8 protein-coding genes are annotated in these 12,879 nt (G+C 56.2%); 1 reads left to right on the top strand and 7 read right to left on the bottom strand.

The genetic code is table 11. From position 1 onward, the window contains the following. Positions 1 to 111: 111 nt before the first annotated feature. From U4Y90_RS12955 to U4Y90_RS12985, 7 genes are all read right to left on the bottom strand, one after another. Entirely contained in the window at positions 112 to 1,536 is a 1,425-nt protein-coding gene (locus tag U4Y90_RS12955; protein ID WP_321794966.1) for an aldehyde dehydrogenase family protein, read from the bottom strand. Beyond that, positions 1,523 to 3,385: an NAD(P)-binding domain-containing protein gene (locus U4Y90_RS12960; RefSeq protein ID WP_321794967.1), complete on the bottom strand. Its 1,863-nt coding sequence runs from the start codon at positions 3,383 to 3,385 to the stop codon at positions 1,523 to 1,525. Before U4Y90_RS12960 ends, U4Y90_RS12955 begins: the two co-directional genes overlap by 14 nt. Before the next feature lie 3 nt (positions 3,386 to 3,388). Beyond that, positions 3,389 to 4,366 (bottom strand): Bug family tripartite tricarboxylate transporter substrate binding protein, encoded by a 978-nt coding sequence (locus U4Y90_RS12965; protein WP_321794968.1) that lies wholly within the window; start codon positions 4,364 to 4,366, stop codon positions 3,389 to 3,391. A 116-nt stretch (positions 4,367 to 4,482) separates the two neighbouring features. Next, the gene (locus tag U4Y90_RS12970; protein WP_321794969.1) at positions 4,483 to 5,841 is read right to left on the bottom strand and encodes an MmgE/PrpD family protein; all 1,359 of its coding nucleotides are present in this window, start codon (positions 5,839 to 5,841) and stop codon (positions 4,483 to 4,485) included. 693 nt (positions 5,842 to 6,534) lie between these two features. Beyond that, positions 6,535 to 7,605, bottom strand: coding sequence for an amidohydrolase family protein (locus tag U4Y90_RS12975; protein ID WP_321794970.1), 1,071 nt, complete (start codon positions 7,603 to 7,605; stop codon positions 6,535 to 6,537). A gap of 118 nt (positions 7,606 to 7,723) precedes the next feature. After that, entirely contained in the window at positions 7,724 to 9,577 is a 1,854-nt protein-coding gene (locus U4Y90_RS12980; protein WP_321794971.1) for an NAD-binding protein, read from the bottom strand. Between the two features lie 57 nt (positions 9,578 to 9,634). Further along, positions 9,635 to 11,002 (bottom strand): MFS transporter, encoded by a 1,368-nt coding sequence (locus tag U4Y90_RS12985; RefSeq protein WP_321794972.1) that lies wholly within the window; start codon positions 11,000 to 11,002, stop codon positions 9,635 to 9,637. 545 nt (positions 11,003 to 11,547) lie between these two features. On the opposite strand from U4Y90_RS12985, the gene U4Y90_RS12990 reads away from it, so the two are divergent. Next, positions 11,548 to 12,873, top strand: coding sequence for an NAD(P)-binding domain-containing protein (locus U4Y90_RS12990; protein ID WP_321794973.1), 1,326 nt, complete (start codon positions 11,548 to 11,550; stop codon positions 12,871 to 12,873). Positions 12,874 to 12,879: the final 6 nt, after the last annotated feature.

A 12,879-nucleotide genomic window follows, 5' to 3' on the forward strand; every position in this document is an offset into this window, starting at 1 on the left:
AAACACGCGCGATCGGTAGTTTCACTTATATAGTTCGAACGACTCGCGTGCGGACGTCAAGAAGGCGGAATCACCTTCAGCCCGGCAGTCAGGTGGCCGAGTGTGCTTTTCTCAAGAATTGGCAAAACCAATCATTGCTTTGACTTCAAGGTACTCCTCGAGACCAAAGACGCCCATTTCGCGACCATTTCCCGACTGTTTGTATCCGCCCATCGGAGCTACGTTATTGGACGGCGCGCCGTTCAAGAATATGCGTCCTGCCTGCATGCGCTCCCCAACCTTCCGGGCAGCCCGAAGATCTCCAGCAAAAATATAGCCACCAAGGCCATAGCACGTACCGTTGGCAATCTGAATAGCCTCTTCAATGTCGCGATATGTGATCACCGACAAGACAGGCCCAAAGATCTCTTCTTGAGCAATTGTCATGTCGGGCGTGACGTCAGCAAATACCGTCGGACGAATGAAGTAGCCCTTACCGAGCCCGTCAGGCCTCCCCGGTCCACCGTGAATCAACCTCGCCCCTTCTTGTATTCCCTTTTCGATATAACTCTGGACTCGCTCGAATTGAGCTCGGTTGACAACCGGCCCCATGGTGGTGTTGGCGTCCTGTGGATTCCCTACCCGCACTTTTTCGGCTTCACGGCGAGCGAAGTCGAGGAAAGTTTCAAGTTGATCGTCCTTAACGAGAATACGCGTCGGAGAATGGCACGATTGTCCCGTGTTAGAAAAGCCTCTCGTCACGTTAAAGCGCGCGGCAGCCTCCAGGTCGGCGTCTGGAAGAATGATATTCGCTGACTTTCCGCCTAGTTCCTGGCACACTCGCTTGACCGTATCGGCTGCAGCCTGGGCTACGAGCACACCTGCTCGAGTGGATCCAGTGAACGAAACCATGTCGATCCCGCGGTGTCTCGATATGGCCTCTCCGACCGTCGGACCATCACCATTGACAAGGTTGAAAACTCCGGGTGGTACGCCCGCAGCATCAAAGACCTCGGCCAATACCAATGCACTGACCGGCGTGTATTCACTCGGCTTTACCACCACAGTACAGCCTGCAGCCAGAGCTGATCCAAGCTTGGTACAAAGCAATTGCAGGGGCCAGTTCCATGCCGAGATGAGCCCGCAGACACCGATCGGTTCTCTCCGAATGATGTTGTCGGCCATCATCTTCTCAAACGAATAGTCGCCGAGTGTGCTTATAGCCTGCCGGAAGGCTTGCAAAGCGGTACCCGTTTGTGCGGTTAGTGCAGCAGGCGCGCCCATCTCCTGCGTGACTGCCGACATAAGGTCATCCTGCCGACGTGCGAACGTCTCAACGACGTTTTGTAGCAGTTCGATGCGCTGTTCCTTCGGCGTCTGGCTAAAAGACTCGAACGCCTTGCGCGCTGCCGCTACTGCGCGATCCACGTCTTCCTGAGCACCGAGAGCTACCCGTCCGTATGGAAGCTCAGTTGCGGGATCAATTAGCTCGAAGCTTTCCTTGCCAACAGGTTCGCACCAGCGTCCGTCAATATAAAACTTGTCAAATTGCCTCATTTTTCTCTTCGCTATACGTAAGTGGAATCTCGAACAGAGCAGCTAATGCATCGACGTTGACATCTCCGTCAAGCGCGGACTGGGCGACCTCAACACGCGAGCGAACCAGATTCGCGATGGACATAGGCACGCGGAGGGCGGCCGCCATCTGCGACACGAGTACAAGGTCTTTGACATACCACGAGAGCTTGACATCGGCTGTAGGCTTGCCCGTTCGAATTGCGCCGATGACGCGACGGAAGGCTGCAGTCCAGCCCGAACTTCGTTCGATGAGTCGATCCAGTAAATCCAGCCTCAGGCCGATTTTTGACGCGAGCGCGAGTGCTTCGTAAACGGCGATTCGATTACTCGCCCCTAGCGCATTCTTCACGAGCTTGGCGGCTTGCCCGGCGCCGCTTGCGCCGAAATATGAAATCTTTCCGCCCATTCTCTCCAATATCGGATGCACGAGGGCATACGCCTCAGGCTGTCCTCCACACAGAGTTACCAATGTACCTTCTGCCGCCCCTCGTGGACCGCCCGTCACTGGCGCGTCGATTAACTCGACGCCCTGCTCCCGGAGCCTCTCGGCCATCATCTGTGTCTTGAAAGGACTTCCGGTTGTTTGGTCAATTACGATTGTTCCCGCCTTTAACCCACCAGACATCCCTTGTTCCCCAAAAAGGATGTTCTCGACATCCCCAGACGTCGGTACGCACAGGATGATGAGGTCGCACTTTTGCGCGAGTGTCAGAACGTCGGGCGCTGGGACAGCGCCCATCCTGACGAGTTGATTAACTCGGTCTTGACTCACATCGTAGACATGCAACTCGCGTGCAACGCTCAACGCCTGACGCGCCAACGCTGCACCCATTGCCCCGAGCCCGACGTAACCGATTACCGGCGCGGAAGCGGTCCAGGATAGGTCAGTATCGGACGCTTCCGTGCGGGCGACTGGGTTGAACTCGGCAAGCGGCTTTTCGAGGGAAATTCCAGCCATAGACCCAATGACAGTGTGCATATCATTTAGATCCGCGTTCGCCCCGACCATATTCGCGCCCATTGCCAGCAGCGAGCGTGTGTGGCTCGCCAAAGGCATGGGCACTCCTAGCGTCATGCCAAGGCTAATGACCCGATTCAAGTCGTCCATGGCGGACGTCAGAGATTGCTCCTTTTTACGGTCGTCCCTGAACAAGTCGGGAAGCAACACTTCGGAGATGCGACTTCGACCGCTGCTCAGATTTATCGCCTCCGTCAAGTCAGTCAACGAAAGTCCAGCTCGGAAGCCCATGGCTACCGACTCCAAGTTTAAGAGTCGCCCGGTGAGGTACATCGACTGGTTCATCAGGGCGACCGCGTACGCATGTACCAATCGAGGACCGCAATAGGCGTAGGGGCCGATTGCTTCCAGAACGGGTAGTGCCTTCCGATACGCATCCTGCCAACCCGACACGAGTACGGTATTAGTCTCTGACCCAAGGTCGAAGATCGCAGTCGCTGACAACAGCAGGACACCGGTCCGCTCAAGTCGAAACTCAGCTTCCTCGCTCCACCACCTCGGGTCGCCATCCAGGTCGACCAGTACCGTTCCTGGAGAGAGCCGGCTAAGGTATCCGTCCCTCTCGAAACTAAAGCGATCGCAATTACCCACTTCAGCGAGGCGTAAGAATACGATGTCACAACGCAGAGCTTGCTCCATCTCTGCAAGCAATCGGTCATGAACGACTCGTTCGGACGCCGTCCCTGTCTCACACGGATTGAATCTCCTCAACTCGGGAAGGCGTTCAACGCGGGTAGCCCAATCGCCGCTCGGTCCGATGTATGCCACCGAAATCATCATCTGCTCCTGAATGACGCCCTGGGGGTTCAAGCTTTACTGCTTCGGAATACCCGTTTCCTTAATGACTTGACTTGTAGCTCCCAAATCCTTTTTCAAGAACGCCTCGGATTCTGAAGGCGACGCATAGTACGGCTCCGTTCCCTCTGACTGCAATCTGGCCTTGATTTTCGGATCGTTTAATGTCTTGGCTAACGCGTCGGATAGTTTCTTCACCCTATCGGGAGGAGTACCCGCCGGTGCAAAGAGCCCCAACCAGTAGTAATAGCTGTAGCCAGGAACACCCTGTTGCGCGGCAGTCGGAAGATTCGGAAGCACACCAATCGGTGCGTCGGACGTGACAGCCAGGGCTCGCAGCAAACCGCCGCTCAAACCGGGCTGACTACTGCCGTATGCGTCAATCAGAAAGCTGACTCGTCCTGCGATTACATCAGGCATGGCGGCACCATTTCCTTTGTAGGGAACGTGTTGCATCTGTACGCCCGCATCCTTCAACAACATCGCTGCTGCGATGTGTGTCGTTGTGCCGACGCCGGCAGAGCCATAGCTGATTGAGCCGGGCTTTTCCTTCGCGTCCTTGAGCAAGTCTGAAAGAGACTTGTAGCTTGACTTGCTGCTCGTTACGATCAACGCCGGTGAGCGGACCATCGTTCCGACGTCAACGAAGTCTTTCAGTGCGTCGTAGCCGGGTTCTTTATTGAGGGACTGCTGAATCGCCAACGTGCTTCCTGTCGACATCAAGGTGTATCCATCTGCCGGCTGCTCCTTGGTGTAACGGATTCCCACAAGGCCGCCCGCACCGGTGCGATTGTCAACAATGATCGATTGCCCGAGGATTTCCCCAAGCCGCTGGCAAATAACACGAGTGGTGACGTCTCCCCAGCCGCCGGCAGAGACAGGCACAATCACTCGGATGGAGCGTGTCGGAAAGTCATCGGCCGCCCATGCGCCGAAGGGCGCGGCTACAGTTGCCGAAAGGATCATCCCAGAGATAAGTGTTTTCAACCTAGTCATTATCCGTCTCCTAATCTTGTTTTGTGTTTCACTTACTGTACTTCTTCCGCCTGCATCTCTTCCCGAAGACTCGCTCTATTTGATGCAGGCGACAACCAACGGATTTCAGAATCTTCTTATTCGTTTTTTAGCATATTGACCAAATCCTTAATGTCCTCAACCGCGGTCAGCCCTCGTATCAGTCGAAAGCTTCTATCAATCGCGTCCACGTCGGCACCTCCGTATGGCATGAGCGACCTATATTTAGATTCGACCTGATCCCATTCGATGCCGCGTACAGCAGCGCCCTTCGGAAAGCGGACCGACCGCTCAATAACACCACCGTCATTGGTCTCAATCTTGACGATAGCGCCGCTTTTGTACAGATTCTTATCCGGGACGTCGTAGTCGACCCGCGTAACCCGATCGAACAGAGATCTAATGCGGGGGTCAGCAATCTTTTCGGGGAATGCATGCGGCCAACTGTAGTCATGGTCCGCTGCGCCGGCCGCAGCAAAGTAGAAAGGACTATGTGCGATGCCAATTAGATCGGTTGGATTCTTTGGTCCGGGAAATGGGTAGTCGGGCAACGTGAATGAGATGTGGTGGATGTCAGTCACATCCAAGTCTCCTTCTCTTGCGGCGAGGGCCGCCGCTTCTGCCACCGCATGAAAAGGGGAGCCGCCCGGGACCATCTTGATTCCGAGTTCAGTCAAAATGCTCCACTTACTTCCCAACTGGTCGATCACGGCGTTGGCATCGTGCCCCCCACCCAGAGTCTCGAAGAAACCTCGCTTCATTTCGAATGTGCCGAGCTCTGCCTCGTATCCCAGCCCGGCCGCCTGAGCGCTGTAGACGCCCATCATTGCCGCATTGCCAGCGTGGTATTCACGAGCAAGACTTGTCGCTGCCGCAGCGTGCAGGCCGCCCATGGAAGTGGCGGCCAGCGATAACGCGTGCGCAGCAGCGTCTCGACTCAGGTTAAGCAAACGCGCGGCCGCTGCCGCCGCCGCAAAAGTCGCAACAACGCACCCGTGGAAACCCTTGCGCTGCAACCCGCCAATCATTGCAGTGTTGATGTTGCCAGCGACCTCATACCCAACAACGATCGCCTCAACGATTTCGGCGCCCGATGCTCCGCGCGCTTCTCCCACTGCCATCGCCGCGGCGCATGCTTGGGTGCCACTATGCACGATGTTACGAAGGTCGCTATCGTCAGACGCAGCGGCGTCGCTCATTAGCGCGTTCAACCTAGCACTTGCCACCACTGGCAAATGCTCCCACTTGCCGAACCACGCCGAACTCTCTGACGCTCCCCCTCTGCTCAGCTCAAGCGACCTGATGAGCTTGCTCGAATCGAGAGTTGATCCCAATGCCGCGCTGGCGAGTGTACTTGCCAGAAGCATCTTCCCGTAGTCGACCGCGTCTGGCGGCAAGTGCTCAATATTCGATTCCGTTATGAAGTTGGCGTAACGGAGAGAGAGATATTCACTCATTGTTAATTAGCGCTCCCACATCTCTGCGAATTTGCTGGAAGGTATCGGTGCCGTGCAATCTCGGCAGCGTCAGAATCGACTGTACGTCGATGGCACCGCGGTGTCAACGAAAAAGGAACGCGTTTCACTGAGTGCAACTTAGAAATTCGGTGAGGCCGTAGATTACGGACAACCGATCGAGGCTCGGATATGGTGTGGAAACGCTGTCGGCGGCCCTGAAGGGGACCGCGTTTTAAGATGTTTTTTGCGAGCGCGCACCCTCGAACCCGAGCGCTGATCGAGGAGCGAGGCTGGACGGGACTCGCATTTCTACTTGAGCGGTTCAACGACTGCTTGTGTTCGGCCACGCCGCCTGTGTCACAGCGGTCCTAGTCCTGCCGCCTCGGTCGACATTCCTGAGCGCACGCAGCGCTCGATTCTCGAAACGAAAACGCCCATGAACAGGTCCGAGCGGGCAAAGTCGGGCAAGTACGTTGGCGCGAACGACATATCCAGCTAGACATTCCTGCTCGTAGCTGAGCTGCGGGTGAAGAAAAGTCGCTGCGAAAATCTTTGGTAGGTTTCCTCAAGCGACTCCCTTATGAGCGCACCGATTGAATTTACGCGGCGGTGAAGCTCGCGGCATAACGCGTTCCACATAACAACCGAAGCTCCGATTAACAGGTATTGCACCTCACCGGAGGTTCTGAACCCCTACTGAAGCCGATAGATCCGAGCTGCATTGTCTCGATAAAGCGCGCGCTTCTCAGATTCGGAGTAGTGTCGCGTTACGCGCTTGAAGGCATTCCAAAGCACACCGTATCCGCAGGTTTGCTTATCGACCGGAAAGTTGCTCTCGAACATGCAACGTTCAGGGCCGAAGAATTCGATACAGGTCTCAATGTACGGTCTCCAAGTTGCGGCTAGTGCTTCGGATGTCGGGGGTTCCGAATACAGATGATAGTTCCAGCCGCAGTAGAGCATCCCGAGCCCACCGATCTTGACCGTCAAATTTGGATGCTGCGAAAGCTGCTGGATGTACGCGCGCCAAGTCGAGAACACCTCGGGACGATTCACATGCGGCGGAACGCCGAGAATGCCACCCGCGTGGTCAAGGATGACATTCGTATTCGGAAACTCGCGCAAAAGGCTTATCAGATCTGGTAATTGGGGATAGAAAATCCACGCATCGAATGATAGGTTCAGTGGCGCGAGCCTCGCGAATCCTTCTCGGAAGTTGGAATCCAGAAGAACGTGAGGACGGGCGAACGCGCGCCCAAATCCGGCCTGTCCCGAATCAAACGTTGCACCGTGCCGGATCCCGCGCAAGCGGCCGCGACCCGCCTCAAGCATCGTATCGAGTACAGCTTGCACATCGCTTCCGAGCAGAAGATCTGCATGCCCGACAATTCCGGCGCACAACTTGGGGCCTTCCGGTCGCTCGGTTGCGCATGCATCGGCAAACATGCTAGCGAACTCAACTTCACCAACTGGGCGCATCGACTCTGGACCGGTCTCACGGTAGTTCGCTTTGAACTGCATGTACACGGTCGCCTCGATTCGGTGGCCCGTTCCTATGTCAGCGAGCAGTTCGTCCGCAAGATAGCGCCCGCGCTCGTCATTCCAAATATGGTGATGCGGGTCGATGATAGGAAGCTCAGGCTCTAGGGCTTCTTCGACGCGTCGCTTCGTCCAGGCATCCAGCGCTTCGAGATCTCGATGGTTATTGCCCCGAAAATCCACCACTGTCGCTGGAATAGTTTCAGTCTCGTTCTGCGTCGTCACTCCGGAACCTCTCTTTTGTTCAATGCTGTCGCTGGCTGTCGACCGTCGGACCGGCAGAAGCTTCGCTTCACCGCCCCGGCACTTCGACGACTAGAGATACTCGCTGACAAAAACGTTTCTACGCGGCCTGCTGTGCGCGATCGACGGTTTCGACCTTGACTTGCGCCCAGGACTCGTACTGCTTCGCGATGGAACTCACGTCTTCAGGGGAATGTCCGCCACTGCAAACGAGGCCATAGACTCCCAAGACCTTGTCGAAAATCCACGTTGTAACACCCAGTTGACGTGCCGCATCCGTTGCCATAGTCAGGTGGCGCCTAGCCTGTGCGAGAGTCAACCCATAGTCAAAGCGGCGAGTCGCTACCTGCTCTGGGAGGATCCGAGCACTCGCGGCGTTTCTTCCGGTCTCGATGCCCATAATCGTCCTCATTTGCAACGGAGTCAGGCCAGCCTTGGCCCCTGCGACGAATGCCTCGGACGTAACGACAAGAAGTGTCGCAAACAACGACGCGTGAATCATGTGCATCAACTGGGCGTCCCCTGGCCGCTCCGAGATCACAAACACTCGACGACTCAACGCGGCCAGCAACGGCGCTACTGCGTCGATGGCAGCGGCTGCGCCGCCGACGATGATTACCCCTTCGCCCGATCGACGCTCATGGGACGATCCAGTGTGCAAGCCGTCAACGCATTTGAGGCCGAGCTCTCGTGTCTGCTGGTGAAAACGAGTGGATTCGGCTACAGGCATTGCTCGAGTGTTGATGACAACACAGCCTTCGCCGGCTGCTTGGCGAATGCGCTTCACAACAAGGTACTGTTCGTCACTTTCCTTCACGCCGATCAAGACGCACGTCCCGAAAGATCGAGCTGGCACAGTCGTAGGTTGTGCCGCCCCTGCCTCACCGTGCGGTATCTCGACTTTAAATCCCTGGGCACGCAATCGAAGAGAAATAGGCTCAGCCTCGGATTCGTCACATATAAGAATATGGGGAACGAAGGTTGCGCTCACCGAAACCGCCCGCTCGCAGGAGATGGCCTCTCCGCGGCTCGCCACCTCGACCCCAGACCACGGCTCAAGATAGGCAATAAGCGAAGTTCCGTCGCGGTCCGCTCCCCCCTGCGTTGCCGCATACTTCCAGACTTGCTGCACGGTTTGTGCAACCCACATCGGAACCCCGCGATTTTGAGCCTCTTCGACCGTCAGTGAAATGTCCTTGGCCGTAATGGCCATGCGGGCTCCAAAATCGAACTTACGCGGCAACACCGACCGTGCGAACTTATTTCGGGTCGCACTACTGCTTGCGTCGCCTGAGTTGATGATTTCAAGCATCCGTTGAGGGTTTAGTCCGCCCTTGACGCCCAAAATGAACGCTTCGCAGGCGGACGCCATACCGGTGGCCGACAGCGAGTTATTGAGAAGTTTGAGCGTCTGAGCCTTTCCGGTCTCCTCACCTAGATACAGCACCTCGAGGCTCGCCAGGTCTCGCATAATGGGAGAGACACGTTCGAACGCGCGCGCGGGCCCAGAACACATGATTCCGAGCTTGCCATTCCCCGCCGTTGTCACGTTGCCTGTGATAGGAGAGTCAAGCAGGTCGATTTCGAAGGACTTCAGATCCGCTGCGAGATCTTGAGCGAATCGTGCCCCGGTCGTCGAGAAATCGACCAGAATACGTGCGGCGCCGCCTTTCGAAACACCTTCTTTTCCAAAGACAACTTCCTTGATGGCCGGCAAGGACGGCAAGCAAGTCAACACGATTGGGGCACGATCGGCAATCGCTTTGGCTGACGTCATCGATTCCGCACCTCGCTCGACGACCGAAGCGACGGCCGCTACGTTGGTGTCGTACACAAGCAATGAGTATCCGAGCGCCGCAAGATGACACGCCATTGGGGCGCCCATCGCCCCCAGGCCGATAAATCCGATCGGCTCAGAGGTAACGTGGTTTGTAGGAGCGGTTGGTTCAGTCATTGTTAAACTCGAGAGGACAAGATTCAATTTTCTCTTGGGCAGCGCCAAGCCTAGCTGCTACACGGACTCATCACGCCGTTCCCTCAGCTTGGAAGCCGGCACCCCCAAGACGATGATGAAGCCACCGGCAAGTGCGATTGCTGCAATGGTGTATAGCCCGATGGCGATGCTATGAGTATTGGTCATCAGCCAGCCCAGCCAGGTCGGTGTCAGCAGTGAACCTGCCTGTCCTAGGCTGCTCATCAACGCGATGCCGGCCGCAACAGATGCTGCCGGGAAGTACGCGGGGGGAATCGTCCAGAACATTGTGCTACCCGCGTAATATGCGATTGCCAGCAGCGAAAGGCAGCCGATTGTCAAGACCGGGCTGTGGACCACACTCGGAAGCAGGACGAGCCCCACTGCCCCAATGGAAATCGAGAACAGGTAATGCCAGCGGCGCTCGACGCGGTGGTCGGAGTGTCGGGCAATGACAATCATCCCAATCGCACCAATAACGGAGGGAATCGCAGAAAGTAGAGATAGGTGCAGGATGTTGGTGACACCTGCTCGATGAATGATAGTGGGCGTCCAATAATTCATAACGATGCCCAGCATCGGCGTAACCAACGATGCGAGCACGACCACATAGACGCGTGGGTCGCGAAGAACCGCGACCAGGCCGGAATGAACAGGCTTGCCTTTGAATGCGCGATCCGCTTGGATGTTATCCAAGATAATCTTGCGCTCGGTGTCCGTCAGCCATTTTGCCTGATCGGGTTTATCATCGAGATAAAAGTAAGCGAAGACCCCGAGCAGGACTGCGGGTATCCCTTCAAGCAAGAACAGCCATTGCCAGTTACGAAGTCCGCCAACGTCGACGAACGTGTTGAGGATCCAACCGGCCAAGGGTCCTCCAATCATTCCTGATACCGCAATTGCGAGCAAGAAGCGCGACGTGATGCGTGCGCGACGAGCGGACGGAAACCAATAGGTGAGATAGAGCAATAGACCAGGGTAGAAGCCGGCTTCGGCAGCTCCAAGCGCAATTCGGGCGATGTAGAACTGCGTGCTCGTCTGTATGAACATCATCAAGCAAGTGATGCAGCCCCACAGGAACATAATTCGCGCCATGGTGAGCCGCGCACCGGTTCGCTCCAACATCAGGTTGCTCGGAACTTCAAACAGGACGTAGCCGATCGAAAATAACCCTACCCCCAATCCGTAGGCTGCGTCCGAGAGCGCGAGATCTCTCGACAGCGGAATCTTCGCGAACCCGAGGTTCACCCGGTCAATGTAGTTAACTACCCAACAAAGAAATAAGAACGGAACAAGTCTCAGGGTGACCTTCCGATACGCTGCCTTCACCTCCTTGTCAGTCGCCGATGCCTCAGCAGGCTGATCACCGCTCCAACCCTGTACAGGGGGCTGTACTGATTGCTCCATGGTCTGCTCCATCCCGCCAGTTATCGTGCGTACTGGTCTGTGTTCACAAGGGTGTTCTCATTTGACACGAAAGGCAAAGGGCCCGCGCCTGGCTGTCCACTGCGTTGAACAGCATGCAGCGGGCGAGCGTACGGAGGCCTTCGGTCAACGCTCGGTCTGAAAGATTGTCGAATGCCGCATGGTGGGTCGTCTCCTAAGTTTTGTGAATGTCAACTTCGCGTTCGCCACAGCTGAACGAACAAAGGGTTAACCCCCTGTCCTATACAACGGTTGGCGCCGCCACGAAATCTTGCATCAACTTTATATCCGGGGCGCTTCTACGTCAATGTAAATGGAATCCGTTCCACTCATCGAAACCGTAAGCGCGACGACATCAGAGTGCCCCTTTCATTTTTGGTTTCATTGTATGGAATCGATACTGATGAGTAGAATGCGTGCTACGATGATTCGCATACACCCGATACACTTCCGCCGGCGTTTGATCTCGGCCCACGAAGGCGGGTTCTGTAGAAAAGATAGGCAAACGACTAGGGAGGCGACGCAAGATGAAGATTGGTTACATCGGACTGGGAGCGCTAGGCGGTCAACTGGCACGTCGATTTTTATCAGCGCACGAGCTCTGCGTGTGGGATTTGAATGCGAACGCTGCAACGGCATTCGCTGAGGCGGGCGCGAAGGTCGCTCCGTCGGCGGCCGCGCTCGCCTCTGAGAGCGACGTGATCCTTCTTTGCCTTCCACGAAGCTCTGATGTAAGAGAACTGATTTTCGGGCCTGGCGGGTTAGCCGAAGGACTTTCGGCCGGAAAAGTTGTTATCGATCAGACCAGCGGTGTTCCCGAGGAGACTCGAGAAATTGCAGAGCTTCTTGCTCGTCAAGACGTTGGCATGATCGATGCCGCTGTATCGGCTTCTCCATCCATTGTTGCCAGCGGTGGCGCAACACTCATGGTTTCGGGTCCCGACGATGTAGTTGAGAAGGCTCTTCCAGCGCTTCGAACCATCACTGAAACAATCTTCCGCTGCGGCACTCGCGTTGGCGACGGACAAGCCATGAAGATGGTCAACAATGCGATGAACGCGGCCTGTCGCCTTGGCACTTTGGAGATCGCCGCTCTGGGAGTGAAGGCCGGTCTTTCGCTCGCATATCTGAGTGAATTCTTGAACCGGGAACCTGCTCGCAATCAAACGACTTTGAAGATGCTTCCGGCTCTGGTCGAAGGAAAGGAGTCGACCAACTTCGCCCTCTCGCTGATGCTGAAGGATGTCAATCAGGCGGTGTCACTTGGCATGACTCGCTCAGTGCCGATGCCCATCATGAACATTACCCGCGGACTGCTGCAGATTGGTTTGAACACCATTGGCGATCGCGCGCGTTTGGAAGACATGGTTGGTCTCGTCGAGTCTATGGCAGCGACCAAGCTGACCCAGGCTAAGGAGACGACAAAGCCGGACCTTGCCGGTTCGACGGACCCCCTGCCAGCAATTGAGGATGTTCTGATCAACAGTCTTGAATGTCTCGGGCGAGCTGTGACCTACGAATGCGTATCCGCCGGGCTGAAGTATGGGCTCAAGCTCGATGACATAGCGCTGGTTGTGAACAAAGGCTCGGGTTGGAGCGACGCTTCGCGAACGCTTCTTCCGGCGCTTGCGTCTGGCAAGTCAGAATCCGGGGCTGCCATAGATTCTTTCCTCGGTCATCTCAAGGCATGTTCCTCGCTGGCCAGCCGAGTGGGCGCGCCCACGCTGATACCGAATGTGGTCCTCGGGATCTTCGAACAGGCAAAAAATCAGCTTGGAGGCTCCTCCAGCGTTGAGCAACTTGCTCGCATGTATGAGGACACGGCCGGTGTCAAGATGCGGCAACAAGAGTGACGCCTC

It is taken from the genome of Caballeronia sp. J97, assembly GCF_905220305.1.
GTDB lineage: Bacteria > Pseudomonadota > Gammaproteobacteria > Burkholderiales > Burkholderiaceae > Caballeronia.